Source organism: Anabaena sp. 4-3, assembly GCF_001597745.1.
Taxonomy (GTDB): Bacteria; Cyanobacteriota; Cyanobacteriia; order Cyanobacteriales; family Nostocaceae; genus Trichormus.
In genome coordinates this window covers 119,405-146,197 of the sequence record NZ_LUHJ01000067.1, presented here as the reverse complement: position 1 = coordinate 146,197, position 26,793 = coordinate 119,405, and the positions used below count along the sequence as shown (strand labels likewise).

Genomic DNA, 26,793 nt, shown 5'->3' with positions numbered 1-26,793 from the left:
AAGTTGCTAAGAGCCTGAGTTTTATATTGTTGGCAATGCCCACCTATTATTATGAAGTTTGGGGAGAAAGTATCAGTCAAAAAACTCTACCCCAATCTTTAATCCCGAATCTCTACAAATTACTCTCAATTAACTGCCGATACTCACTCTTTTGTTTCACACCTTTGACTTCTTTCAATAATTCTTTATTCTTGAAGAATTGAATAGTCGGTGTTCCAGTCACGCCAGCATTTTCGGCAATTTCGCGGTCTTTGTCAATATCAATTTCGACAAAGTGGATTTTACCGTCAAACTCATCCACGACTTTATTTAATATAGGCTTGAGAGTATGACAAGGGCCACAACCGGGGGCGACGTATTTCACAACTAACAGGCGATCGCTTTCGTGGAATAATTTCCTTAAAGCATAACTCCCTTCATGGCGTGTTGCCGTCAAATCAAATTCCGCCGCTTGTTCTGCTTCCGTTTTCTTAGCGGTTGGCTGAGGTTCTAATTCATTGTTAATTGGTTTTTGGTGGAATTCTTGAATTAACCCATGAGCAGACAGCCAACGTTCCGCCAACAACGCCGCCGCACAGCCACTACCAGCCGCCGTAATTGCTTGGCGATATTCATGGTCTTGCACATCACCAGCAGCAAATACACCTTCTACACTGGTTTCTGGAGAACCATGTCGAGTCACAATGTAACCCACCTCATCTAGTTCTAACTGTCCCTGAAACAAAGAAGTATTAGGCTTGTGACCAATAGCGTAGAATAAGCCCTTAGCTGATAGTTTGCTTTGTTCGCCAGTTTTGTTATTGCGAACTATTACCCCTTCCATGAAACCGTTACCAAATATATCTACGGCTTCCGTGTTCCAATGGACTTGGATTTTAGGGTTACTCAAAACCCTGTCTTGCATGGCTTTAGAAGCCCGCATCTGATCAGAACGCACTAACAAGTTAACTTTTGAGCCATACTTAGTTAAATAAATCGATTCTTCCGCCGCCGAGTCGCCAGCACCAACCACCGCTAATTCTGCACCGTGGAAAATTGGCGTAGCACCATCACAAATTGCACAAGCAGAAATTCCCCGACTCCAGAATTGATGTTCACTCGGTAAACCTAAACGTTTTGCTGTCGCACCAGTGGCAATAATGATAGTATTTGCCTTGACTTCCCTTTCTGGCGATCGCACCGTAAAAGGACGCTGACTTAAATCTACTGCAATCACATCTTCAGTATATAACTCAGCCCCCCAACGCTCCGCTTGCGCCTTCATTCTATCCATTAATTCCGGCCCGGTAATTCCTTGGGGAAACCCCGGAAAGTTTTCTACCTCCGTCGTCGTCATCAGTTGCCCACCTGGCAAACCCCCAGCTTGAAAACCTTCAAATACCACAGGCTTTAAGTTAGCTCGTCCAGCATAAATTGCCGCCGTGTAACCAGCAGGCCCAGAACCGATAATTACTAAGTTTTCTACAGTTGGGTTAGTCATAAACTTATACAAACTCATAACGACTACGTTTAGTATAGCATGACCAAAAACAATGGGATACAAGCCCCGCCCTTGTAGGGCGGCTTTGTTTGTGTTAGGATAAATGCCGTAGATGTTTTCCACGTCAATGAGAGTTGTAGAGTTTAAAGTCAAAGGGAAAACAACTCAATACGCAGCTATAGATGAGGCGATAAGAACGGCTCAATTTGTCCGCAATAAGTGTATCCGTTTCTGGATGGATAATCATGGTGTAGGGCAGAAAGAGTTATATCGCTACAACACTGCATTAAGGGCTGAATATCCCTTTGTGAAAGCTTTAAACTCTCATGCTTGTCAGGTAGGAGTAGAAAGAGCGTATAGCTCAATAGCTCGGTTTTATGATAACTGCAAAAAGAATATTGCCGGAAGGAAAAGTTATCCAAAATTTAAGAAAAATAACCGTTCAGTGGAATACAAAACCTCTGGCTGGAAGTTATCACAAACGAGAAAGCAGATTACTTTTACAGATAAAAAGGGAATTGGCAACCTTAAACTAAAAGGAACGTGGGACTTAAACTTCTATCCAATAGACCAGATAAAACGGGTTAGATTGGTACGTCGTGCCGATGGATATTATGCCCAATTCTTGATAAGTGTAGATAACAAAATAGAAACACAGCCGACTGGTAAAACCATTGGTTTAGATGTGGGTCTAAAAGAGTTCTACACAGATAGTAATGGGCATAGTGAACCTAATCCTAGATTTTATCGCATAGGAGAAAAACGATTAAAGTTTTATCAACGTCGTGTTTCTCGCAAAAAAAGGGCTTCTATCAACCGTAAAAAAGCTGTTAATAGATTAGGTCGAGTACACCTCAAAATAAGTAGGCAACGTGTAGGCGTAGCCCGCCGAAGGCTAGAACACGCTAAGAGAGTAGCGCGTTGCGTAATCCAATCTAACGATTTGGTAGCCTATGTAGGCGAAGCCTTGCCGAAGGCTAAATTTGAGGATTAAAAATTTAGTCAAAAATCATTGTCTTGCCAAATCTATTAATGATGCTGGTTGGTATCAATTCAGAAAGTGGTTAGAGTATTTTGGGGTGAAGTTTGGCAGAATAACTGTTGCTGTTAATCCTGCCTATACTTCCCAAGAATGTTCTAATTGTGGTGCGGTAGTTAAAAAATCTTTATCTACAAGAACTCATGTCTGTGAATGTGGTTTTGAGATGGATAGAGATTGGAATGCTGCAATCAACATTCTGAAATTAGCCTTGAGTACCGTAGGGCATACGGGAACTTGGATCTTAGATCCGAACGCTTTGGGAGATTCGACCTCTACTCAGGTTGGAGAAATCTTGCATGAGCAAGTTGGGTCTATGATTGAAGAATCTCCGCCCTTATAGGGCGGAGAGTGTCAAGACATTAATCTCATGAGCAACCACTGGCTAGTAATTCTTCCTGATGTTACATAAATCTGAATGAATATATAAGTTAAGTAGATGCACCTTAAGAAAAACAAGCCCCTGAGTTTTGAGCTAGGGGCTTTTATCTAAAAATAGATGGTAATAAGCTAGGTGCTAACCACAAGGCATAACCGATAAATCCAAATAGCATGGTAATTAAAATAGTGATGCCATAGCTGATCCAAATTAATAAGCCATCTGACTCAATGGTGGCGACTGCTAAAAGTAAAATTCCGACTGTGGGGATGGGATTAGTGAAGGGGACTGGTAACATCAGTAATAATGTTAACCAAGAGATACACAAGCCATTGATCCGCCAAGTTAAATCATAATTAGCGATTTTTGTCAAGCGGGGACGGGTAATTTTTTCTAAGACTTTGGTAACACGGCGTAGGTTTTGTAGAAGTACGTGAGCAAAGGGGCGAGGGAATTTATAGCGGGCGATGCGTTTAGGTAGCCAAGGCGATCGCCGACCGAGTATCATCTGTACAGACAAGCATAAACAAGCCGCACCAAAAGGCCCTGTTAACCCTGGTGGCATAGGCAACAAAAAGGGCAGAACTAATAACGTAATGACTAAACTAAAACCCCTTTCAGATGTTTCCGCCAGAATTTCACCAAGAGACAGAGGTTCTTGGGCTAGACGTTGTAGCAATAACTTAATATCTTGAGAAAATCTCAGGTGTATTTGGTGTGAGTCCATCTGAGTTTTCACAGTACCCCGCTTGACTTACCTAAAAGACACTTCAAGTTAAATACAAATGCACCCGGCACTATTCCTGAATATATCAAATTTTTGAGTATCATTGCAGAGATAGTCATTAGTTATTAGTCATTAGTCATTGGTCATTGGTCATTAGTCATTGGTCATTGGTCATTCTCTCCTCGCACCCCTACACCCCTACACTTCTGTTACACTGGTGGAACAAAAACAGCCACAGCTTTCGGGATGACACGGAAATGAGCAGGGGTGTAAGTGGTAATTTCGCCATCGGTGTTGATGGGGCGGGGTTTACGGGTGTAAACTTCAATTTCTTGTCCATGTAAAGCGCGGACATTTTGGCGATGAATATGTCTACCTTTGCGGATAGCAGGTAGCAAGGGTATAATTTGCCACCACTTTTTAATTTCTAAACTATAAAGGTCGAGTCTTTGGTCATCAATTTTGGCATCATGGACTACAGCCATACCACCACCATAGTAGCGACCATTGCCGACAGCGATTTGTACTGTTTTGACGCGATATGATTGACCATTCATGCGAATTTCGGCACTAAAGGGGCGAGACTCCCAAATTACTTGTAATGCAGTCGCAGCATAGGCAAAGACACCCCAGCGTCGTTTAATTTTTTTCGTCAATTTTTGCGTAATTTTGACACTCAAACCCAAACTAGCAACATTAAAAAAATGTTTACCATTTACCCAACCTAAATCAATGCGCCGCAATTCACCATGAGCAATTATTTCACAGGCTTCCTGTAGAGAGTTAGTAATTCCTAAAGTTCTAGCTAAATCATTAGCAGTTCCTAAAGGTAAAACTCCCAAGGGTAATTGAGTTTCTACCAAAGCATCTACTACCGCATTGAGAGTACCATCACCACCGCCAACTATTACTAAGTCAACTTGATTTTTATATTGATGTATAATTTGAGCTAAATGTGAGGGGTGTTCTGTTGATTCTTCAATTAACTGAAAGCCGAGTTTTTTTAAGCAATTAATTGCTTCTAAGAGACGTTTTTGACCGTGGCGAGCATGATGATTTATTAACAGCAGTGCGCGGTTATTCATGGGGCGTACTCTTTGAAGGCAATATGAAGAATTATCCACAACCATCTACACTGCTCACTTTTTACTTACATACTAAAAATTTTTTGTTGCTTAAGTAACAAAAAAACTTATGACAGTCATCTGGCGTAATCTAGCTTAACTTGATTATCTTTATATGTGTCTATGCCTGGGTATCAAAAAGAAAACATAGAAGGAAAGATAGTTTTAATTAATTAATCTTGTTGTGATTATCTAAAATTTAGATTCAGAATACTTTTTATATGTCAATCCACCTTGAGAAATATTTACATTTATTTATAGTGATGAAATTATAATTTACATAGATAAAACCTCATAATTAAGAATTGTTGAAAAAACAACTAAACACCGATGATTTATCGGCGTTTATCTATAGTTGATTGATTATAAAAAGAAAAGGGCAAAAGATAAACAGCAAAATGACCAAATTTTACATTTTATCTTTTACCCTGATCCCAATTGTGGTCATCTGGGAACACTGTTAACCGACATCATCGTGGGCAAACCGGTTAAAGAGGAAATCAAGCGCATAGTTACGCAGCTTGTAATATTGTGGATCTTCCATAATGCGGGCGCGATCGCGTGGACGAGAAAAAGGAATTTCCATCACCTCACCAATCTTAGCGTGTGGGCCATTAGTCATCATCACTAACTTATCTGCCAAAAACAACGCCTCATCGATATCGTGAGTAATCATCAACACCGTACAGCGATTTTCATTCCAAATTTTCAGCAGTTCTTCCTGTAACTCCTCCTTAGTAATCGCGTCTAACGCGCCAAAAGGCTCATCTAAAATCAACACCTTGGGACGAATAGCCAAAGCGCGAGCAATAGAAACCCGTTGTCGCATACCGCCGGACATTTGGGTAGGCTTCTTCTCCATCGCATCAGATAAACCCACCATTGCCAAATGTTCCCGAACAATAGCCCGTTTTTCGGCTTCCATCTTGTTGGGGTAAACAGCATTAACAGCTAAATAGATATTTTCAAAAGCAGTACGCCAAGGTAACAAAGCATAATTTTGAAACACCACCATTCTATCGGGGCCGGGCTGAGTAATTGGTTGACCCTCCAATAAAACTTGCCCAGTAGTAGGAGTAGCGAACCCCGACACCATATTTAGCAGAGTAGACTTACCACAACCAGAGTGACCGATAACACAAATAAACTCACCCTGCTCTACATTCAAGTTAACACCATCAAGAACAGTAAAAGGGCCTTTCTTAGTCGGATATACCTTAGTAACATCTTGAATTTCTAAGAAACTTCTATGACCCTGATTACCAACACCTAAAGGTCTTCCCTGTCTATCTCTAGTAAAATCAGTAACATTTGAATTACGGCTTGCCATAGTATTAACCGAGTAATAGATTGAAAACTTGACTTAATTCCGAAAAAAACATTGAACAGAGAGCAACCGAAATTGCCGATCCTCAACCTCCGCGTACCTCCGCGTTTACCTCCGCGTACCTCTGCGTTTAAAAATCAACTCAAACCTCGCGACACTCTCTCACCCTCAACTACGCCACTCGTCTAGTTGGAGAATCAAGAATCACTTCCGCCACTGAAACATCACGCTTAATCCTCAAACTGTTGAGATAAGCAAGAGGATCATCAGCATTAAACGGAGTACCATCAAATAACTGAATAGGTTGACGAGTATAGCTAACATCCAAACCTAACTCTCTAGCAGCAGTGCTGAAAACACGCACACTGCAAACTCTCTCTACAACTTCTACCCAGTTTCTAGGGAAGGGAGTATCACCCCAACGCGCCAATTGACTCATAATCCAAATTTGTTCAGTACGGCTGGGGCGATTAATTGCCGACTCAGAATAGAATTGATGGTGAGCATACTGCCGCAGTGGATGGTCTAAACTACAGGCAACCGAATCAGGGTCTTCCAGTTGAATATACTCTAAATCAGTGCTGACGTAATCTCGACCTGCAACAATACGTCTAATTTCTTCAGCATTGTTTGGGTCTGCACAATATTGGCAAGCTTCCAGCAAAGCTTTAGTTAAAGCAATATAAGTATTAGGATAAGCTTCCGCCCAATCTTCGCGTACACCCAGAACTTTACCGGGATGTCCTAACCAAACTTCTAAGTCTGTGGCGATAGTAAAGCCTATACCTTCCTCAGTCGCGCGGTAGTTCCAAGGTTCACCGACACAGTAACCGTCAATGCTGGCTGCTTGCAAGTCAGCTACCATCTGGGCGGGAGGGATAGTTTTCATGTCCACATCTATATCGGGGTCAATTCCCCCTGCTGCTAGCCAATAACGCAGCAATAAGTTGTGCATTGATGCGGGATGCACTACCCCCATGATGTGGCGTTGGTCACGGGTACGCAACAGATAATCTTTGAAGTCAGATAAAGTACGCACACCTTGGTCATAGAAGCGTTTCGCCAAGGTGATGGCGTTACCGTTGCGGGTCATGGTGAGGGAGGTGACAACGGGGAGGGGTTGATTGTTATGTCCTCCCAATGTTAACCACATAGGCATCCCGGAAGGCATTTGTGCCGCATCGATATAACCGCCAGAGATACCATCAACGATACCGCGCCAGCTTGTTTCCCGGACTAGGTTAACTTCATCTAAACCGTGTTTGGTGAAGAAGCCTTTTTCTTTAGCGACGGCGAGGGGGGCGCAAGCGGTGAGGGGTAGGAAGCCAATGTCTAGGTTAACTTTTTCTAAGCCATGCCGAGACACAGCCGCCGTTTTTCTGGCGCGAATTTTCTTCACCCGTTTTTGTTGGTTGAGGAAGTAAATCATTTCACTCCGTAGGCTGTAATAGCTGGGGTGTTCGACTACTTCCATGCGTTTACGGGGTCGGGGGATATCAACTTCTAAGATGTCACCAATTTTAGATTCTGGGCCATTGGTGAGCATGACGATTCTATCAGATAACAGCACGGCTTCATCTACGTCATGAGTTACCATGACGGCGGTAACTTCATTTTCTTCGCAGATTTGCATTAACTGTTCTTGTAAGTTACCTCTGGTGAGGGCATCTAGTGCGCCGAAGGGTTCATCTAATAGTAGTAGTTTAGGGCGAATTGCTAAGGCGCGGGCGATCGCTACCCGTTGTTTTTGTCCACCAGATAACATTCCCGGTTGTTTGTCAGCATGGGGACGCAACCCCACCATATCGATATGTTTTTCTACAACCGCCTTACGTTCACCTGCTGGCATTCCCTTCATCACGGAATCAACCGCCAGAGCAATATTTTCTCTAACTGTCCGCCAAGGTAACAAAGAATAATTTTGGAATACTACCATCCGGTCTGGGCCTGGTCTGGTAATTCTTTGTCCTTCCAGTGTCACCACACCTTCTGTTGGTAAATCCAAACCCGCAATCATATTTAATAATGTGGATTTACCACAACCAGAGTGACCAATTAAAGAAACAAATTCACCTTTTTTAATTTGCAGGTCAATTCCTTTTAAGGCAATATATTGACCGCCGCCAGTCAGATTAAATACTTTGTCAATTTGGTCAACCGCAACAAATACAGACATAGTTTTCAGGAAGTAGGGTGTAGGGTGTAGGGTGTAGGGGGGATGAGGGAGAACTTTTTCTTAATACCCAGTCCCCAAAAATTATTTCTTTTCAGTTGGTAAAATCAGGGTTTGAATCCAAGCCATGAGTTTGTCTAGTAACAAACCAACTGCACCGATGTAAACGAGTGCCAAGATAATTTCACTGATGTAGTTGTTTTGATAGGCATCCCAGATGAAAAAGCCGATACCTACGATACCTGACATAACGATTTCTGCGGCGATAATTGCCAACCAAGCTAAACCAATTGCAATTCTCAAACCTGTAAAAATGTAGGGCAAGGCAGCAGGAATGAGGATGTTCAAGAAATAGTCTTTTTTAGAAAGTTGTAGAACTTTGGCAACGTTGTTATAGTCTTGGGGGATTTCTTTCACACCGACCGCAGTGTTAATTAAAATCGGCCAAATTGCGGTGATAAAAATCACGAATAGGGCGGCGGGTTCGTTTTGGCGTAAGGCTGCCAAGGAAATAGGCACCCAAGCCAAAGGCGGTACAGTTCGCAATAACTGAAACAGAGGATCTAACGCTGTAGACATTGTTTTATTAACACCGATGACAATGCCTAAAGCAATACCAATCACGGCAGCAAAAGAGTAACCAATAGCTACCCGTTGGAGACTAGCAAAAATCTGCCAGAATAATCCTTTATCAATCCCTCCTTTATCATAAAAGGGATAAATAATCAACTCCCAAGTTTCTTGTACAACCTGAATTGGCCCTGGTAATGTTGCGCCGGGAGTCCAAGAGAATAATTGCCACAAAACTAAAAATGTAACAATAGCAATGGTGGGTGGTACAACGTTAGGTAATTGCTTTTGTAGTTGAGATACAAAGCTATTATCAAGCTTTTGGCTACCGGGTCTTTTTTGTGCTAGGGTCATGATTTGTTCCTCAGATGACTACTTTGAAAAAGGAATTGGGAGTAGATAAATAAAATCAAAATTCAAAATTACATCACTTTGATTCTGCATGATTTATTTTTGAGTTTTGATTTATTGAATATCCAATGCCCAATTCCTAATAACTAATGACCAATGACTAATGACTAATGACTAATGACCAATGACTAATGACTAATGACTAATGACCAATGACTAATGACTAATGACTAATAACTAAACACTCACTTTCTTGATTTGCAAACTCTTGAGGTATGCTTCTGGGTTTTCGGGGTCGAACTTAGCACCATCAAAAAATTCTTCTACACCACGAGATGTGCTAGTGGGAATATCAGCCGCCGCAATACCCGCTTCTTTTGCTGCTTCTTTCCAAATATCTTCGCGGTTGACTTTATCAATTAGTTGTTTAGCTTTGGCTGCATTATTTGCTATGTAATCTTTGGGTAAGAATCCCCAACGCACACTTTCGGTGATGAACCATAAATCATGACTCTTGTAAGGATAAGAAACGCTACCTTTTTCATCTTTCCAGTACAAAGCTGCCATTGATCTATCATCAATTTTGCGACCTTCACCCATGTCGTATTTACCCATAAATGGCTCGATTAAAACATCAACTGGCACGTTAAAATAAGCTCTTTGTGCCAAAATGTTAGCCATTTCTTGGCGATTATCAAAGTTATCGCACCATTGTTGAGCTTCCATGATGCCTTTTAATAAGGCTTTGGTAGCTTTGGGATTTTGGTCAACCCAATCAGCCCTCATGGCTAGATATTCTTCGGGGTGATTTTTCCAAATTTCTGCGGTTAATGCCGCCATGTAGCCTACTTTGTCTTTAACGATGCGGAAAGGCCAGGGATCGCCGGTGCTGAAAGCGTCCATTGTCCCTGTTTTCATGTTGGCGACGGTTTGCGCTGATGGGACTGTGAGCAATTTCACGTCTGCATCAGGGTCAATACCACCGGCTGCTAACCAATAGCGAATCCAGAAATCTTGGTTAACGGCGGGGAATGTTTGGGCGGCGGTGAAGGGGGTGGGTGAGGATTTGAGTTTGGAGAATACAGACTTAGCACCTGCTAGTTTTAAGCCGATGCCGCTACCTTGGTGTTTGTTGGCGATCGCAATCCCATTTCCATGTGTAATTAACTGACACAATACATACATGGGAATCTTTTGATTACCTTTGGTAATTAAACCTTCAGTAATTAAATGGGGCATAGGCATTTGCCATTGACCACCATCAATTCCACCACCAGCCGAACCAATTTCTACGTTATCTCTAGCCGCACCCCAAGAAGCTTGTTTAGAAAGTTCAACATTAGTCATCCCATACTTAGCAAAAAAGCCTTTTTCTTTGGCAATAATTAATGGCGCAGCTTCTACAATTGGGATATATCCTAACTTAACTGCGTTAGTTTCTGGGGCTTGTTCGGGACTAATATTAGCGGCTGGTTGGGCTGTTGGTGCAGATTGGCTATTCCCGCCAGTGTTAGCTTCTGGCGGATTTCCTAAACAACCTTTGAGAAACACAGCACCAGCCGATGCACCTGCTGTGATGATAAATTTCCGGCGAGAAATTTGGTTAAAAAAGTCTGACATAACATCTCCTCAACAATTGTTTTAATTTTTTTAGGCACAAAAATTTATGCAAGTAAACTTTGATGTTTCTTGCAACAGTTATAAAACTGGTCAATATATGCGGTTAGTTGCTAGCAAAGACTTTTTTACAGCAATGCTATTTATGACTAACTATTGGTAAATTGATGGCTTTATTTGGTGGTTGCTAACGTCTTTATTTCGTCAGTGAAATCAGTTTACAGGTAAAAATATCAATTTGGTTGACTCGGAACAGGCAATTATTAAATAAATATTAGATTAGAGATATAAGAAAAAATTTATCTTTGACTCTTTCAGCTCTTAGTAGCTGTCCATGTATCAAGAATTATCAATGATGACCATTGAAATCACATGACAAATTATTGTTTCAATAAACTTTATATATTGCAGATATTAGTCGCCAATTATATAAACGAGAAAACTAATGTTAACTATCAACTCAACTCTATAGGTTTAATTATTGTTTTTTTCTGATGTTTGTTTCTCTAGCCACTGTTCTCTAGCATATTAGTAGGGTGCGTCAGATATTAAAAATACGTTTATTGACAGTATTTAAACAGTCTGACGCAGCCTACAAGACACTTGTAATCTGACACTTGCGTAAGTCCTAACAGTTATCCTCAGCCTCAAAAATGTGATTTTTCCACTCACGCCGGAGTTGCTGCCAGATGTACCATTAAGGGAAGGCTCAATTACCCTTTGCTGATAATGACTTTGGCTGAAACTCCCAATACCGAAAATTCCCTCAATCCTTTTCTCACCCTGAACTATGAACCAGCATTAGCATCCTTGGGTGATGATTATTATGACGAAGTAAAAGCCGCAGAGTTTCCACAGCACATTCTGCGCTGGCGTAATGATGCACTATTACCTCAATTGCGACTCAACCCTCAAGCCGTTACCGACGAAGATTTTATCAACACCTTCGGCAAATTTCAGGGCAGTCAACCATGTCTAGCATTACGTTATCACGGTTATCAATTCGGTGAATATAATCCACAATTAGGTGATGGTAGAGGCTTTTTGTACGGACAAGTACGTGGAACTGACGGCGAACTTTACGACTTTGGTACTAAAGGTTCTGGTAGAACTCCTTATTCTCGTGGTGGCGATGGGATGCTAACACTTAAGGGTGGGGTGCGAGAAGTGTTAGCAGCAGAAGCATTACATCAGTTGGGGGTACGTACCTCTCGCTGTTTTAGCATGATTGAAACTGGTTTATCTCTGTGGCGTGGTGATGAACCTTCTCCTACCCGTTCATCTGTGATGGTGAGGATGAGTAATTCTCATATTCGGTTTGGCACTTTTGAGCGTTTACATTATTTACATCGTCCAGATTTAATTCAAAAGCTATTAGATCATGTAATTGAGCATTATTATCGAAACTTAATGAATGAAGCAGATAAATATGCGTTATTTTATGCTGAATTAGTGCAACGAGTCGCCAAACTGGTTGCACAGTGGATGGCTGCGGGTTTTTGTCATGCAGTCCTAAATACTGACAATATGTCAATTACAGGAGAAAGCTTTGACTATGGCCCTTACGCATTTATTCCTACTTACGACCCATATTTTACGGCTGCATATTTCGACTATTACAAACGTTACTGTTACGCTCATCAACCAGGTATTTGTCAATTAAATCTGGAAATGCTGCAACAACCCTTAAAGGCTATTATCCCTGAAGCTGACTTAGAAGCAGGACTTGCACAGTTTAGCGATTATTATCATGCTGAATACCAAACTTTAATGTTGAAAAAGTTGGGGTTTGAACAGTTAACCCATCCCGAAGCGCATGAGCTTTTAAGTTTAACAATTCAAGTTTTACAGCAGAGTCAAGTCGGTTATCATCAGTTTTTCTCGGAAATGGCTCGCACCTTTTCTATGAAGTGGAGAGATGAACCAGGCTGTATTCTCAACACTTCAGACTGTGTACCTGCATCTGGGGCATTACCAGTTTTTGATAATTGGTGCATACTCTACCATAAAATCTTAAATGATTTTGCTCCTGAGCAGATGGAGAGTATTGCCCAAACGCTGTCTGACTACAATCCTCAGACTGTGTTATTAAGACCTGTGATTGAATCGGTTTGGGAGCCAATTGTTGAGTCAGATAATTGGCAACCTTTTTATGAGTTAATCCAGAAAATTCAGTCTAGAAGTTAGTCAATGTCAGGGTTTTAGCATTGCTAAACCCCTACATTTGCACAGTCCGGTTTATTTCGTTCTAAATATACTACTTTTGGTAGTTGTGGAAAAACAAAATTAAATATATATAAATAATTTTTATTCTCTAACTAAATAATAAACATACAAATATACTGCCACAGTGTATTAATTCAAATAAGCAAAATATCAAGCTAATACCCTTATAATTAGTACAGTCAGCATACTAAAAAAGGGTAATTCATGCAGAAAGATAAGAATTATAGTTATCAAGAAAAAAACCAAAAAATAGAAAATAAATATAAAATTATTAGATTAACTAAAACAAGTTATATCCAAGGTGATGGAGAAAGAAAATTTACGTAATTGTCCCCTTGCTATCATTTTTTTTATTACTTTAAAAAAATGATGTAAAAAAAGCTGAAGGTGCTGGAGGATGAATCAGTGTACAGGCAGCACAAATATAACATATATAAATATGTAAAATCTCTGAGAATACGGAGGTTGTTGCCGCTTCTGGTGGGTGTGAGTATCTTGGTGATAGTGGTAATAATATGGCAGAGGCTATTAGTTGCAGAGCAACTGAACATTCAAACGCTGATTCAACAACAGGCACTAGCTACCAAAACAGAATTAATTACTCAACTACAAACTCGCATTTTGGCTTTAGAGGGGATAGGGAAACATAGGCAGTATAGTGATATTCCCCAAGCAGAATGGGAATTAGAGACGGCAGCGTATGTGAAAGATTACGCCGGCTATGAGGCGATCGCCAGGGTTGATTCCTCTGGTCAGGTGCGTTGGATTATACCATCAAACAACAACCAAGCTCGCCAAAATTTTGACTTCAAGCAAGAATGGCGACGGCACACTGCTGTAGAAACTGCACGCAACAGCCGGCAAACTACTTTAACTACTGCAATTAACCTTGTACAAGGTGGGCAGGGATTTGTAGCTTGTGTACCTGTGTGGCAAGGAGATCAATTCAATGGGTTTATTTTAGGAGTGTTGCCGCCCAGGCGATTAAATTCGGTTTTACAGATACCACAAAGTTATCAAATCAGAATCTTTGCCGAACAACAGTTGATTTACGGCTCAGATTTACCAGCAAAAGTGCATTCATTATGGCAGCAGAATCTAGACATTAACTGGTATGGAGTCAACTGGAAATTAGAAGTTTATCCTACTGTTGAGTTACTCAGAGATTTGCAAACACCTCTACCGACATTTGTATTGTTGACAGGAATATTAGCGGCGGGAGCAATCACATTGTTAACTTATTTTACCCAAGCTAGCAAAATCAACAATACTAAACTAGCAGCCCTCAATCAAGAACTAACTCAAACAATAGAAACACAAAAACAAATAGAAATTGCTTTACGTGCCAGTGAAACGGGGTGGCGACAGTTGATAGAAACAGTCAAAGTTATCCCTTGGGAATTAGACTTGCAAACTTGGCGTTTTACCTATGTGGGGCCACAAGCCGAAACTGTATTAGAATATCCCGTGGCAAAATGGTATGAGGAAAATTTTTGGATTAATCATTTACATCCCCATGACAGAGAAAAGGCTTTGAGTATTTGCCAACAAGCAGTTCTCAGAGGCGAAAACCACGAAATGGAATATCGGATGTTAGCAGCTGACGGCAGAGTTGTCTGGTTGCGAGACATTGTGAGTATAGTGCAAACAGACAACACCCCGGTAAAACTTAGGGGTTTCATGTTTGATATTACTGACTTGAAACTTGTAGAAGAAACCTTGAGACTACGGGAGAGGGCATTGGCGGCTACGATTAACGGCATTGTGATTGTCGATGCCAGACTCGCGAATAATCCCATCATTTATGTTAACTCTGCCTTTGAAAAAATCACTGGCTACTGCGCTCAGGATGTGATTGGGCGGAATTGTCGCTTTTTGCAAGGTACAGATACAGGGCAATCAGCACTACCAGAACTACGTCAAGCTCTAAAATTAGGTAAGGATTGCAAAGTGATTTTGCGAAACTACCGCAAAGATGGCAGTTTATTTTGGAACGAATTAAGTATTTCTCCTATCTATGACGAACAAGGTAAGTTAACCCACTTTTTGGGTATTCAAACAGATATTAGCGATCGCCAAACAGCAGAAATGGCACTACGTCGGCAAGCCCTCACCTTTGCCAATATCTATGATGCCGTTATCATCACTGATTTGGATGGTAAAATTATAGACTGGAATCCTGCGGCTGAGAGAATTTTTGGCTATACCAAAGCCGAGATTTGTGAACAATCTATCAGCATTTTACATCAATCTGAAAAAGACACAGTTTTGAATGCTGCCATCCTGGAAGATATTAATCAACATGGACGCTGGAGAAGTGAGATTAACTTTATTCGCAAAGATGGTAGCACTGGAGTTTGTGAAACTACTATAGTAGCCTTGCAAGATGAACAGAGGCAGATTATTGCAACTATTAGTGTAAATCGTGACATTACTGAACGTAAACAAGCAGAAACATTACTACGTCAGAGTGAAGAACGCTTCCAAGCATTCATGAATCATAGCCCTACACCTGTTTGGATTACAGATACTAATGGCACAATTCTTTATTTAAGCGAAACGTATCGGCGCGCTTTTAAATTACCCCTATCAGAACTCATCGGTAAAAATATTGTGGACTTTTATCAACCACAATTTGCTCAACCCTGTCTTGATACCATCCGCAGGGTAGCGCGCACCCAGAAAGTGATTGAAGCTGTGGAGTCTGTACCAGCCTGTAACGGTAAGGTGCGAGATTTTTTAGTGTATAAATTTCCCATTGCCAATCCACCAGGGGAACAGTGTCTAGTGGGGGGAATTGCGATTGATATTACCGCACGTAAACGAGCCGAAGAAGCACTGCAAAGACAGTTAAACCGGACATTGTTGCTGGAAAAAATCACCCAGAAAATTCGCCAAAGTCTTGACACTCAAGAAATATTTGAGACTGCTGCCACTCAAATTGGGCAAGCTTTTGCAGTTGATCGCTGTCTGATTCATGCTTACATTAGTGAGCCAGTTCCCCAGATTCCCCTAGTCGCAGAGTATAGCATTGTACCTCATCCTGGCTTAATGAAAAAATTGGAAGTGCCGATGGTGGGAAACCCTCATATTATCGAAATAATGTCCCATGATCGGGCGATCGCTTCTCCCAATGTCTACCAAGATCCCTTACTTGAGTCAGTCTACCAAATTTGTAGTCAATTGGGGCTAAAGTCCATGTTAGCCATCCGCACCTCTTATCAAGGAAAACCCAATGGTGCGATTGGTTTACACCAGTGTAGGCATTTCCGACAGTGGACTCCAGAAGAAATTGAACTGTTAGAAGCAGTCGCCGCACAGTTGGGCATAGCCTTAGCCCACGCTCATTTACTAGAGCAAGAAACCCGACAACGAGAAGAACTCACAGTCAAAAACTTTGCCTTAGAACAGGCTAAACGGGCAGCAGAAACCGCTAACCGCACCAAAAGCGAATTTTTAGCAATGATGAGCCATGAAATTCGCACCCCCATGAATGCGGTAATTGGGATGACGGAACTACTGCTAAATACTGAATTGACAAGCCAGCAACAAGATTTTGTCGAAACTATCCTCACTAGCAGCGAAGCTTTGCTCACCATCATCAATGATATTTTAGATTTGTCTAAAATTGAGTCGGGTAAGTTAGAACTAGAAGCCCAAGCTTTTGACTTCAGAAAGTGTGTAGAGCAAGTAATTGATTTATTAGCTCCCAAAGCTGCCCAAAAAGATATTGAACTGGCTTATCTAATTTATCCGCAAGTTCCCACCCAGATAGTCGGTGATTTAACTCGTCTGCGCCAAATCATCATGAACTTACTCAACAATGCGATTAAGTTTACTGAACAAGGCGAGGTTGTACTGTCTGTACGTGCTGCGCCACTGACAACTCACAAAGCCAAAAACTACTGTCAAATTCTCTTCACTATTAAAGATACAGGGATTGGCATCCCAAAAGATAAAATGGGGAGGTTATTTCAAGCTTTTGTACAAGCGGATGCTTCCATGACGCGCAAATATGGAGGTACAGGACTAGGGCTAGTAATTAGCAAACGTTTAGGCGAGATGATGGGTGGTTATCTTTGGGTAGAAAGTCAAGGCTGTGTTGGCGGTAATCCCCCTCCCCAATGGCAAGTTAAACAGCCAGTGTTATCTACCCTTGCTGAACCTGGTTCTATTTTTTACTTTGCGATGACTGCCCCAGTGGTGGCTGATGCAGATGCCAATGAATTGACAGCAACTGCCCCCAATCATCTGCGGGGTAAGCGGTTGTTAGTCGTTGATAATCATGCGACTAACCGCAAAATTCTGCAATTACAAACTCAGCTTTGGCAAATGCAAACCTATACAGCCGAATCCGGTGCAGCTGCTTTAGCTTTACTTGAGCAGGGGATACAGTTTGATATTGCTATTTTGGATCTGCAAATGCCAGAAATGGACGGACTCGCTTTGGCGCGGGAAATCCGCCAGCGTTCTGGTGATGAATATTTACCTTTAGTCATGCTCACATCTTGGGGTGAGCTAAATCCTGAAAGCGAGTGCAGTCAACTGGGTGTTGTTGCCTATCTGCATAAACCCATTAAACAGTCTCAACTGTATCATGTCCTGACCCGTGCTTTAGAAAATCAGCCGATGCGGGCTAGTGTTCCTGTTGCTCATCCTCCCCAAATTAATCAGCAAATATCATTGCGAATTTTGTTAGCAGAGGACATCGTTCTTAATCAAAAAGTGGCTTTACTGATGCTGAAAAAAATGGGTTATCGGGCAGATGTGGTAGCTAATGGCTTAGAAGTGCTAGCAGCTTTGCAACATCAACCTTACGATGTGGTGTTGATGGATGTGAATATGCCGGAAATGGATGGACTAGAAACCAGTCGCCGCATCCGCGAAATGGGGTATCGTCCATACATTATTGCCATGACTGCCAATGCGATGCACGGCGATCGCGAAGCTTGTCTAGCTGCTGGTATGAATGACTACATTACAAAACCCCTACAAATCGAGGAATTAACCAAAGTTCTCCGCAAATATCAGCCCGGTGACTATAATTTAGCACCTCAGAATCTCTCTGCGCCAACCGCTTCTGCTACCGATGAGTTGTTCTCTCAACAGCAACTCCCTGCACAGACCAGTGAGCAAAACCAGATGCTCTCCCAGACAAATCTTGTAAATCAGGAAACAATAGACACTGGTATACTCAAAGAATTACGTAAAATGCTGGGAGGTGAATCAAAAGTATTTGCTGAATTAATTAATTGTTACCTGACGGAAGCCCCCAGGTTAATCCAAGATATTAAAGTAGCGATAAATACGAATGATGCCGAAACCCTCTGGAAAACGGCTCATAAATTCAAATCTAGTAGTGGCTCAGTGGGTGCTGTATTATTGGCACAACTTTGCAAGCAGCTAGAAAATCAGGGACGGAGCAAAAATTTGACAGGAATGGCAGAAATCTACTCACAATTATCTCAAGAGTATGAGCAAGTTAAGGCGGTTTTGCAAAGAGAAATGAGCCAGGAGTGATATGAACAATGATTTTCAAGAAGATCAATCTTTAATTCTCATTGTTGATGATGAACCTTTCATTCGCGCACAACTGCGGCTGTCTCTACAATGTGAGGGCTATAGAACAGTTGAAGCTCAAGATGGCAATCAAGCTTTAACTGTTTTAAAGAAAGTGACTCCAGATTTAATTCTTCTAGATGCCATCATGCCAGATATGGATGGTTTTGAGTGCTGTACAAGTTTGCAAAATCTAGAGAGTAGCAAACATACACCAGTGTTAATGATTACAGGATTGGAGGATCAAGAATCTGTTGACCGTGCATTTGAAGTTGGTGCTATTGATTATGTCACTAAACCGATTCATTGGCCGGTGTTGCGTCAAAGGGTAAAACGCTTGATTCAACAATCTCATCTACAACACAAGTTAGAAGCAGCTAACCGGGAATTGCAACGATTGGTGACAATTGATGAGTTAACGCAAGTAGCTAACCGCCGCAGGTTTGAAGAGTATTGTTTACAAGAATGGCAGTGTATGCTGCGAGAGCAACTACCTTTGTCTCTTGTCCTTTGTGATGTGGATTTTTTCAAAGCATACAATGATACCTATGGTCATCGTGCAGGCGATCGCTGTTTACAATTAGTTGCTCAAGCCATTAAAAATAGTGTCAAGCGTTCTGTGGATTTAGTGGCGCGTTATGGTGGTGAAGAGTTCGCCGTGATTCTCCCTAGAACCGATGCCCAAGGTGCTGTTCATATTGCTATGACAATTTGTGAATCTGTGAGGGCGTTGTTAATTCCTCATAGCAGTTCTCAGATTAGTAATTATGTTACCTTGAGTGCGGGAGTAGCTACCGAAATCCCACAGCTAAATTCTGATTTTCAAGCAATTATTGATCAGGCGGATCGGGCATTATATCAAGCCAAAATTACCGGACGCGATCGCTGTCAACAATATACAAAACTCTCCAAATCTCAGGCTTTGTTATGGCAGTCGGAATGTTAGCGGCGATCGCGAGCTAGCGATCGCCGTTAATTTTACAATGTTATTCGCTCATCTTATTGGCGGCTCGATGCGCGCGTGCTTCTGCTGAAGTCATGACTTCCTCGAAATTTTCGAGGATTTCCCCAGGAAAATTTTCTAACACTCTGGTAGAGATAGCAACACGACCTTTACCTTCATCCAAATCAATAATTACAGCTTTAATTTCTTGACCTACTTGAACAACTTTTTCCAGAGAGTCAATAAATTTTTGACTGATTTGCTTGATGTGCAGCAAAGCACTGATACCATCTATATCAACAAACACACCAAAAGGTTTAATTGCTGTAACTTTACCTGCTACTAACTGACCAATTTCTAATAGGTTAAAGTTACTAGAACGAGCAGCTAAACGTTGGGAAAGAATCAGTTTTTTATTTTGACGGTTTACTTCTAAAAAAGCCACCGTGAGACTTTGACCTTTAAGTGCTTCTAGGTGATCACGTTCTGCCAAGTGCGATCGCGGAATAAATCCCCGCAATGATTGCAAATCGACAGTCACACCACCTTTATTTACACCTGTTACCCTCACTTGCACCGTTTGGGAATTTTCTTGCATCTGCGCCAGTTTATCCCAAATCTGCTGAAGTTCTAATTGCCGACGGGAAAGCGTGACTTGACCCTCTGCATCCTGTTCGCGGACAATTAAAAACTCTAACACCTCATTTAAGGGTAACACCTCCGACAAATCGGTAACAGTTCTCAAAGAAGCCTCATCACGGGGAATAAAAGCCGACGACTTGCCACCAATATCAACATAAGCCCCATCCGGGTCAAGTTGAAACACTTTGCCAGAAACAACTTGTCCCTTTTGAAACTGGTAGTCGTGTTTTTCTAATGCTTTAGCAAAATCGTCCATTGTAAAAGACGAATTGGCTTTTTGAGAAACTTTCGATTCGGAATTCATGACAATTGACAGGAAATTATGATTATTTGATTCGATACCACTGGAACTGTTGTATTGCCAGAAAGTCCCTATGCAGTTAGCATACTGCTAAATAGTTGCTGAACTTGCTGCCAAGCATCAGCCGCCGCTTGAGGATTATAGCTGGCACGACGGTCACAGAAAAATCCGTGGTCAGCTCCATCGTAGCGGAACACACGATGAGAAATGTTGTATTTTTCTAACTCTGTTGTCATCTGGGCTACATGGTCTGGGGGAATGCTGGCATCATTAGTACCAAAAAATACATAGATTGTACCGGTAATTTCTGAGGTATGGCTAATGGTAGGTGTGTCGCCTCCTGGGGTGCGGGTGGGAATTCCAGCCCCGTAGAAGGAAGCTGTAGCTGTAATGTCTGAGAGAGTGGCGGCAAGATATGCTACATGACCACCAAAACAAAAGCCGATGCAGCCAAAACCATCTTGTTTAACTTGGGGTAGGGTTTTGAGATAGTCAATGGCTGCTTGAATATCACTTAATAATTCAGATGCTTGAGTTTGTCCCCAAGCGTATTTTCTGCCAATTTCAATATCTTCAGGAGTATAGCCGGTTTCAAAGTCAGGGGCGACACGTTGAAACAGTGCGGGTGCGAGCGCCACATATCCTAATTTAGCAATTCGTTCTGTTACGTCGCGGATATGCTCATTCACGCCAAAAATTTCTTGCAATACTACCACACCAGGGTAAGTTCCTGGTGCTTGTGGCTGTGCCAAATAAGCTGCTATTTGCAGGTTATTGCTGGGGATTTTAACGGTTTTAGTTTCTAAGACTGGCTGATTCATCATCTTTAGCCTTGGTATGTGATCAAGCTCTGTGATTTGATATAACTATGCCAGTATCTCTAGTCCATTACCAAGCAAATATCAACTACCAATCATAGTAAATCCAGGGAATGGGGAGTGGGGAATGGGAAGACAAGGGAGACAAGGAAGCAGGGAAGAATGCCCAGTGCATCGATGCCCAATGCCCAATTTTAAATTTTTCAGGAGATTGGGGAATGATTCAATTCCGTATTCAGCCAGACAGTGAGATTCCCGCATCAACCCAGCTATTTAATCAACTTCGGTTTGCGATCGCATCTCGGCAATATCCACCCGGATACAAGTTACCCAGCACTAGGGCTTTAGCCATGCAAACCGGATTACACCGCAATACTATCAGTAAAGTTTATCGTCAACTCGAAGAAGATGGTTTTGTTGAAAGTTTGGCTGGTTCAGGAATTTATGTCCGCGCCCAAGGGCATGAAGGTGGTAGTAGATTACAATCACCAATATCTAAACAATATCCTGAAGCGTCCGAGGTTTTACAGCAAGCCCTTGATCAACTCCTCAGCCAAGGATGTACACTGCATCAAGCGCGAGAGATATTTTTAGCAGAAATTGACTGGCGGTTGCGGTGTAGTGCGCGGGTATTGGTGGCAGCACCCTCTCAAGATATGGGTGTGGGTGATTTAATGGTTTATGAATTAGAAGACACCTTACAAATCCCTGTACAATTGGTAGCGATTGAAGAATTAGCCGCCGTACTAGAAAAAACTACCTCAGCAACAGTAGTCACCAGTCGCTATTTTATCAATGATGTGGAGGCGATCGCCGCACCTAAATCTGTGCGGGTGATTCCTTTAGATATCTACGACTACACCAAAGAAATCAACCTCCTGAAAAACCTGCCACAAGATAACTGTGTTGGTATAGTTAGCCTCAGTTCTGGAATTAACCATCAAGCAGAAATCATCTTGCACGGTTTACGAGGTGATGAGTTACTGGTGATGACGACTCAACCCACAAATACATATAAATTGCAAGCGATAGTCAAGCGTTCTGAGGTGATAATTAGTGATCAAGCTAGTTTCCCGATGGTGCAAGCAGCCTTACAAGCTGCTGCTGAGGATATCATTCGTCCACCCAAGCTGATTAAAGTTGAGAATTACATCGGTACAAATTCGATTAATTTGCTGAAGCGAGAATTGGGATTAGGTTAAGGTAGAGAATGATTTAGTGGGAGCGATCGCTGAGGGTGAGGTGTAGGCGATCGCATTTATATATTCTTAACTTATGGTCAAAATTATTAAAAGGAAAGTTACCAAATCAGAAGCAGAGTTACTCGTCAAAGAAATCAAGTTAACACCTAACATTATGGGTTATTCCTTCAGAGAATGGATGGCAGCAGAACATATCATAGTCGCTGAAGATGAAGATGGTAAAATGTTAGGAGCCTGTTTAAATTACGACTTTGATCAACATTGGCATAAAATAGCTGCATTATTTGTCTTCGAGGAGTTTCGAGGCAGAGGTATTGGTAAACTTTTGTTTTATGAATCATATCAAGATGCTGTCAGCCGGAAAAAGAACGTATTGACAATCAGTGCGAATAAAATTGTGCTGAAAATGATGAAAGATTTAGACTTTATTATGTTGAAAAACCTATTAGATTTGCCACCAGGTGTTAATCAATATAAATTGAACTTTTATTGGCATTATATTGTCTGGCTAATGAATTTCTACAGAATTCAAGAAATAATTAGAAAAACAAAAGTTTACGGATATCTGACAAACTTTATTTACGGCATTAAGATTACTACTATTTAACCCATAGATAGAGGGTACAAGACAGAAAATAAGGGGAGAATATCAAAGAAATACACGACGAAAAACCTATGTTTGTCGAAATGCACCCCTATATCGGTTTAATAGAAGCAATTAAACAACGTCGTGCTGCGAGAGCCTTTAAAAGCAATACCATTCCTGAAGCGATTTTACAAGAAATCCTAGAGCTAGCAGTACAAGCACCATCTGGTTTTAACCTGCAACCGTGGCGATTTATAGTAGTCAAAGAACAAAAAAATAAAGACAAACTGCAAGCTTGCGCCTTTAATCAACGCCAAGTAGGGGAAGCACCAGTTATGCTAATTTGCTGTGGTGACAGACGTGTAAAACAGAGAGAAAATATCACCTCTGTCATCCAACTAGGGGAAGCACAGGGAATTATGACACCCAGCTACGCCAACTATATGCGTGCCAACATCCCCGAATTCTTCACCAACCATCCCAGCTTTGAGACAATGGAAACTTGGACAAATCGCCACACCATGATAGCTGTAGCTTATATGATGATTGTGGCTAAAAGCTTTGGTGTTGATAGCTGCCCAATGGAAGGATTTAACACCCAACAAATCAAACAAGCATTTCAAATTCCCGAAGAAGTTGATATTTGCTGCCTATTAGCCCTTGGCTACGCTGCCGAACCCTTGAAACAATATGGCGGACGCTTTCCCATCAACCAAGTATGCTTCCAAGAAACCTATAACCAACCCCTCCAACCAAATACTTAACCCCCTCAAAAAAACTCCGCGCCCCTCCGCGCTAACTCCGCGCGACGGCAGTCGCTACAAGTCTGGCGACCGAACGCGCTGCCTCCCCTCCGCGTTTAAAAAAACCCACCATTCAACAGCGCACAGGAACCTGCAAAAACTCCCGTACCCGTTGCAAATAAGTCGCCCCATCCTCCAACATCGGAAAATGAGCCGTATCAGGAATTACCACAAACTCCACCGTATCATTTAAAGCTGCGGCTTGTCGCCCCATATCCGCCGGAATAATCTGGTCATATTCCCCAGCCACTATCAAAGTCGGTACTTGCAGTTTAGCAAACTCCTGGGGCATCAATTCCGCCTGAGCCTTACTCACCGAAGTAAAAATAGTACCCAACGCCGCATCATAATCAGCTTCCAAAAAATCTTGTAAAAAAGCTTGACGCTCAGATTTGGGGATAGGACGATGTAAAAACCTCGCCATAAACATTCTGTCAACCAATGGTATTTTCCCTAACCACTTGGGACGGAATTTCACTACATAACTACCAAATTTATAAAAGGATGTAAAAGCTTTTTCATCGTATTCAAAAATCCCGCTACAAGTCAAAATACCCTTTTCAACTCGTTGGGGATAGCGGTTAAAAAACAAAGCCGCAACAGAAGCACCCATTGAGTGGGCATTAATATAAACACGCTGAAGATGCAATTCATCGAGCAAAACTGCTAAATCTTCAGCGTATTCTTCTAATTCATAAGTTAACTTTTGAATTGTTTGAGTTGAGTGTGACTCAACTACCGACTCGCTAGCTTGGGCGATAGTCGGTTTACCTTGAGAACGCCCAAACCCTCGCAAATCGTAGAGTAGACAATCAAATTCATCTACTAAAGCATTAGCTGTACTTTTCCAGTACCTAGCTGAACCAGCCCAACCGTGAATGAACACCATCACAGGCTTGACAATTTCACTAGATGGCTGTTTCACCCACTCATAATAATGCTCAACACCACGAACAGTAATATAAGGCATTAGTCAAACGTTGCTGCGCTCCTAATTCAAAATTTAAAATAGCCTACGGCATCGCGTAGCGTCCCGTAGGGAAGGCTTACGCCTACAAAATTCAAAGTTCAAAATTCAAAATTAGTTATCTTTTGACGTTCTCACCGCCCTAAAAGTGCGGTGATTCTAAAAATCACTTTTTAGGTTTTCTCTTTCACCGACAAACCTTAAAATCAACTATCCATTGCTGGCAATGCTTAAACCAATTAACCGTTCAACAGAACTAATTAACGAGTCTAACTTAGTTGACCCCAGAGGGCTGTATCTCCTCCAGACTTACTAGGATACTAAACCTAGGGTTATCGTGCGCCCCACGATACGTTTACGGACAAAAATATTTTGTTTTCTGGTTGGTGCTACTTTGTTGATTTCGCTAGCTTTGATTAGACTCGTTTTCGCCACCGAGTTGTCTTTATTATTTCCCGACCTGTCGTGTTTCACTCAACAATTGAGTCGTCCTGTATCGGCGGATATTCTACCTGAGACAATTCAATTATACCAAAAAGCCGTCCTAGAAGGACGGGGAACCTCAAACCCAAATTTTCGGTAAAGACGCGATCAATCGCGTCTCTACAGATGATTGACTAAGCTGATTCGGGTTTGCGTAGTGAAGATGGGTGTACTAGCAGTTCGGCGGTGGAACGCTTTTCAACCATTTCCTTAGTAACGGTGCAGAGTGTGACATCTTTACGGGATGGCAACTCGTACATGACATCTAACATGAGTTCTTCGACAATTCCCCGTAATGCTCTCGCGCCAGTTTTGCGGCGGTAGGCTTCTTGCGCGATCGCTCGCAACGCTTCTGGTTTAAAGTCTAATTGGACGTTATCCATCTTCAGCAGTTTTTGGTACTGCTTGACTAACGCGCTGCGTGGCTGGGTGAGAATCGCCATTAAAGCTTCTTCATCCAGAGGATCTACCACTGCTACCATTGGCACACGCCCAATAAATTCGGGAATCATGCCAAATTTAACTAAATCATCTGGTTCTAGATGACGTAGTACATCTGCTGCCCGTTTTTCTTTTGATTGTCCGTCCCCAGGTTGCACAAAACCTATTGACTTTTTACCTCCTCTCTGCTCTACCACCTTCTCTAAACCAACGAAGGCTCCACCACAAATAAACAGAATGTTGCTCGTATCAATTTGGATACAATCTTGGTAAGGGTGCTTGCGTCCGCCTTGGGGGGGAACGTTGGCAACGGTGCCTTCTAGCATTTTCAGCAAGGCTTGCTGTACACCTTCCCCGGAAACATCTCTGGTAATTGAGGGGTTTTCGCTCTTGCGGGCGATTTTGTCAATTTCGTCGATGTAGATAATGCCTCTTTGTGCTTCTTCTACATCCAAATCAGCCACTTGCAGCAATCGCAATAAGATGTTTTCCACATCTTCCCCTACATACCCGGCTTCTGTTAATGTTGTGGCATCAGCAACCGCAAAGGGAACATCGAGAATTTTGGCTAGGGTTTGGGCGAGGAGAGTTTTACCGCAACCAGTCGGGCCAATTAACAAGATATTTGATTTTTGCAGTTCTACGGCATCATCAGCACCATTTTTCCCACTGCCTTTAGACTGCAAAAGTGCTAGCCGCTTGTAGTGGTTATAAACCGCCACTGACAGCACTTTTTTGGCTTCATCTTGACCGATAACGTGTTCGTCTAGGTATTTTTTAATTTCTCTAGGTTTGGGTATCTGACTGAGGGAGAGACTGGAAGAACGGGCGCGGCGTTTTTGTGGGGGTTCTGACTTGGGTGCTGGTTGTGCCGCCGCACCGTTGGTATCTAGTAACTCCTCATCTAGTATTTCATTACACAAGTCTACGCATTCATCGCAGATGTAGACTCCCGGCCCTGCGATTAACTTACGCACCTGCTCTTGAGACTTGCCACAAAACGAACATTTTAAATGGGAGTCGTACTTAGACATA

At 42.0% G+C, this 26,793-nt stretch carries 19 protein-coding genes and 1 pseudogene; 9 read left to right on the top strand and 11 right to left on the bottom strand.

Annotated features, from left to right (window positions below; translation table 11 throughout):
• Positions 1 to 112: 112 nt before the first annotated feature.
• Positions 113 to 1,480, bottom strand: a complete 1,368-nt coding sequence (gene trxB / locus A3775_RS18840; protein WP_066426244.1) for a thioredoxin-disulfide reductase — start codon at positions 1,478 to 1,480, stop codon at positions 113 to 115.
• 127 nt (positions 1,481 to 1,607) lie between these two features.
• Between trxB and A3775_RS18835 the strand changes: the two are divergent.
• A pseudogene (locus A3775_RS18835) lies at positions 1,608 to 2,862 on the top strand (RNA-guided endonuclease InsQ/TnpB family protein).
• Positions 2,863 to 3,004: 142 nt separating this feature from the next.
• On the opposite strand, the gene A3775_RS18830 reads toward A3775_RS18835, so the two are convergent.
• The 6 genes from A3775_RS18830 to A3775_RS18805 all read right to left on the bottom strand — a co-directional run bounded on the left by A3775_RS18830 (position 3,005) and on the right by A3775_RS18805 (position 10,790).
• Positions 3,005 to 3,625 carry an exopolysaccharide biosynthesis protein gene (locus A3775_RS18830; RefSeq protein WP_082803788.1) on the bottom strand — a complete coding sequence of 207 codons (621 nt, stop codon included), beginning with the start codon at positions 3,623 to 3,625 and terminating at the stop codon, positions 3,005 to 3,007.
• Positions 3,626 to 3,834: 209 nt separating this feature from the next.
• The gene (locus A3775_RS18825; RefSeq protein ID WP_066426241.1) at positions 3,835 to 4,710 is read right to left on the bottom strand and encodes a lipid kinase; all 876 of its coding nucleotides are present in this window, start codon (positions 4,708 to 4,710) and stop codon (positions 3,835 to 3,837) included.
• A gap of 499 nt (positions 4,711 to 5,209) precedes the next feature.
• The gene (locus A3775_RS18820) at positions 5,210 to 6,079 is read right to left on the bottom strand and encodes a nitrate ABC transporter ATP-binding protein (protein WP_066426240.1); all 870 of its coding nucleotides are present in this window, start codon (positions 6,077 to 6,079) and stop codon (positions 5,210 to 5,212) included.
• Positions 6,080 to 6,248: 169 nt separating this feature from the next.
• The gene (locus A3775_RS18815) at positions 6,249 to 8,252 is read right to left on the bottom strand and encodes a nitrate ABC transporter ATP-binding protein (protein ID WP_066426238.1); all 2,004 of its coding nucleotides are present in this window, start codon (positions 8,250 to 8,252) and stop codon (positions 6,249 to 6,251) included.
• Between the two features lie 81 nt (positions 8,253 to 8,333).
• Complete coding sequence (ntrB, locus tag A3775_RS18810; protein WP_066426236.1) at positions 8,334 to 9,173, bottom strand: nitrate ABC transporter permease; 840 nt, start codon at positions 9,171 to 9,173, stop codon at positions 8,334 to 8,336.
• A 234-nt stretch (positions 9,174 to 9,407) separates the two neighbouring features.
• Positions 9,408 to 10,790: a CmpA/NrtA family ABC transporter substrate-binding protein gene (locus tag A3775_RS18805; protein ID WP_066375777.1), complete on the bottom strand. Its 1,383-nt coding sequence runs from the start codon at positions 10,788 to 10,790 to the stop codon at positions 9,408 to 9,410.
• Positions 10,791 to 11,516: 726 nt separating this feature from the next.
• On the opposite strand from A3775_RS18805, the gene A3775_RS18800 reads away from it, so the two are divergent.
• From A3775_RS18800 to A3775_RS18790, 4 genes are all read left to right on the top strand, one after another.
• Entirely contained in the window at positions 11,517 to 12,974 is a 1,458-nt protein-coding gene (locus A3775_RS18800; RefSeq protein ID WP_066375775.1) for a YdiU family protein, read from the top strand.
• Between the two features lie 243 nt (positions 12,975 to 13,217).
• Positions 13,218 to 13,340 (top strand): hypothetical protein, encoded by a 123-nt coding sequence (locus tag A3775_RS25295; protein WP_255363872.1) that lies wholly within the window; start codon positions 13,218 to 13,220, stop codon positions 13,338 to 13,340.
• 78 nt (positions 13,341 to 13,418) lie between these two features.
• Positions 13,419 to 18,533, top strand: coding sequence for a PAS domain S-box protein (locus A3775_RS18795; RefSeq protein ID WP_066426297.1), 5,115 nt, complete (start codon positions 13,419 to 13,421; stop codon positions 18,531 to 18,533).
• 1 nt (position 18,534) lies between these two features.
• Positions 18,535 to 19,518 carry a PleD family two-component system response regulator gene (locus A3775_RS18790; protein WP_066426235.1) on the top strand — a complete coding sequence of 328 codons (984 nt, stop codon included), beginning with the start codon at positions 18,535 to 18,537 and terminating at the stop codon, positions 19,516 to 19,518.
• A gap of 40 nt (positions 19,519 to 19,558) precedes the next feature.
• Here A3775_RS18790 and A3775_RS18785 read toward each other — a convergent pair whose 3' ends face one another.
• Both A3775_RS18785 and A3775_RS18780 read right to left on the bottom strand, forming a co-directional pair.
• Entirely contained in the window at positions 19,559 to 20,461 is a 903-nt protein-coding gene (locus A3775_RS18785; RefSeq protein ID WP_066426234.1) for a S1 RNA-binding domain-containing protein, read from the bottom strand.
• A 68-nt stretch (positions 20,462 to 20,529) separates the two neighbouring features.
• Positions 20,530 to 21,279 carry a dienelactone hydrolase family protein gene (locus tag A3775_RS18780; RefSeq protein ID WP_066426231.1) on the bottom strand — a complete coding sequence of 250 codons (750 nt, stop codon included), beginning with the start codon at positions 21,277 to 21,279 and terminating at the stop codon, positions 20,530 to 20,532.
• Positions 21,280 to 21,494: 215 nt separating this feature from the next.
• Between A3775_RS18780 and A3775_RS18775 the strand changes: the two genes are divergently transcribed.
• The 3 genes from A3775_RS18775 to A3775_RS18765 all read left to right on the top strand — a co-directional run bounded on the left by A3775_RS18775 (position 21,495) and on the right by A3775_RS18765 (position 23,828).
• A complete protein-coding gene (locus tag A3775_RS18775) occupies positions 21,495 to 22,478 on the top strand; it encodes a GntR family transcriptional regulator (RefSeq protein WP_066426296.1) in 984 nt (327 codons plus the stop codon).
• Between the two features lie 73 nt (positions 22,479 to 22,551).
• Positions 22,552 to 23,085: a GNAT family N-acetyltransferase gene (locus A3775_RS18770; RefSeq protein ID WP_066375762.1), complete on the top strand. Its 534-nt coding sequence runs from the start codon at positions 22,552 to 22,554 to the stop codon at positions 23,083 to 23,085.
• 68 nt (positions 23,086 to 23,153) lie between these two features.
• Complete coding sequence (locus tag A3775_RS18765; protein ID WP_066375760.1) at positions 23,154 to 23,828, top strand: nitroreductase family protein; 675 nt, start codon at positions 23,154 to 23,156, stop codon at positions 23,826 to 23,828.
• A gap of 112 nt (positions 23,829 to 23,940) precedes the next feature.
• On the opposite strand, the gene A3775_RS18760 is transcribed toward A3775_RS18765, so the two are convergent.
• Positions 23,941 to 24,837 carry an alpha/beta fold hydrolase gene (locus A3775_RS18760; RefSeq protein WP_066375757.1) on the bottom strand — a complete coding sequence of 299 codons (897 nt, stop codon included), beginning with the start codon at positions 24,835 to 24,837 and terminating at the stop codon, positions 23,941 to 23,943.
• 334 nt (positions 24,838 to 25,171) lie between these two features.
• On the opposite strand from A3775_RS18760, the gene A3775_RS24410 reads away from it, so the two are divergent.
• Entirely contained in the window at positions 25,172 to 25,417 is a 246-nt protein-coding gene (locus tag A3775_RS24410; RefSeq protein ID WP_156481677.1) for a hypothetical protein, read from the top strand.
• A gap of 34 nt (positions 25,418 to 25,451) precedes the next feature.
• On the opposite strand, the gene clpX is transcribed toward A3775_RS24410, so the two are convergent.
• Entirely contained in the window at positions 25,452 to 26,792 is a 1,341-nt protein-coding gene (gene clpX / locus A3775_RS18755) for an ATP-dependent protease ATP-binding subunit ClpX (RefSeq protein WP_066375755.1), read from the bottom strand.
• Between the last annotated feature and the right edge of the window lies 1 nt (position 26,793).

What these genes read in the sequence shown, in the direction of transcription:
- trxB (WP_066426244.1), bottom strand. Translation starts at nt 1,480, where the DNA reads ATGACTAACCCAACTGTAGAAAACTTAGTAATTATCGGTTCTGGGCCT.
- A3775_RS18830 (WP_082803788.1), bottom strand. Translation starts at nt 3,625, where the DNA reads ATGGACTCACACCAAATACACCTGAGATTTTCTCAAGATATTAAGTTA.
- A3775_RS18825 (WP_066426241.1), bottom strand. Translation starts at nt 4,710, where the DNA reads ATGAATAACCGCGCACTGCTGTTAATAAATCATCATGCTCGCCACGGT.
- A3775_RS18820 (WP_066426240.1), bottom strand. Translation starts at nt 6,079, where the DNA reads ATGGCAAGCCGTAATTCAAATGTTACTGATTTTACTAGAGATAGACAG.
- A3775_RS18815 (WP_066426238.1), bottom strand. Translation starts at nt 8,252, where the DNA reads ATGTCTGTATTTGTTGCGGTTGACCAAATTGACAAAGTATTTAATCTG.
- ntrB (WP_066426236.1), bottom strand. Translation starts at nt 9,173, where the DNA reads ATGACCCTAGCACAAAAAAGACCCGGTAGCCAAAAGCTTGATAATAGC.
- A3775_RS18805 (WP_066375777.1), bottom strand. Translation starts at nt 10,790, where the DNA reads ATGTCAGACTTTTTTAACCAAATTTCTCGCCGGAAATTTATCATCACA.
- A3775_RS18800 (WP_066375775.1), top strand. Translation starts at nt 11,517, where the DNA reads ATGACTTTGGCTGAAACTCCCAATACCGAAAATTCCCTCAATCCTTTT.
- A3775_RS25295 (WP_255363872.1), top strand. Translation starts at nt 13,218, where the DNA reads ATGCAGAAAGATAAGAATTATAGTTATCAAGAAAAAAACCAAAAAATA.
- A3775_RS18790 (WP_066426235.1), top strand. Translation starts at nt 18,535, where the DNA reads ATGAACAATGATTTTCAAGAAGATCAATCTTTAATTCTCATTGTTGAT.
- A3775_RS18785 (WP_066426234.1), bottom strand. Translation starts at nt 20,461, where the DNA reads ATGAATTCCGAATCGAAAGTTTCTCAAAAAGCCAATTCGTCTTTTACA.
- A3775_RS18780 (WP_066426231.1), bottom strand. Translation starts at nt 21,279, where the DNA reads ATGAATCAGCCAGTCTTAGAAACTAAAACCGTTAAAATCCCCAGCAAT.
- A3775_RS18775 (WP_066426296.1), top strand. Translation starts at nt 21,495, where the DNA reads ATGATTCAATTCCGTATTCAGCCAGACAGTGAGATTCCCGCATCAACC.
- A3775_RS18770 (WP_066375762.1), top strand. Translation starts at nt 22,552, where the DNA reads ATGGTCAAAATTATTAAAAGGAAAGTTACCAAATCAGAAGCAGAGTTA.
- A3775_RS18765 (WP_066375760.1), top strand. Translation starts at nt 23,154, where the DNA reads ATGTTTGTCGAAATGCACCCCTATATCGGTTTAATAGAAGCAATTAAA.
- A3775_RS18760 (WP_066375757.1), bottom strand. Translation starts at nt 24,837, where the DNA reads ATGCCTTATATTACTGTTCGTGGTGTTGAGCATTATTATGAGTGGGTG.
- clpX (WP_066375755.1), bottom strand. Translation starts at nt 26,792, where the DNA reads ATGTCTAAGTACGACTCCCATTTAAAATGTTCGTTTTGTGGCAAGTCT.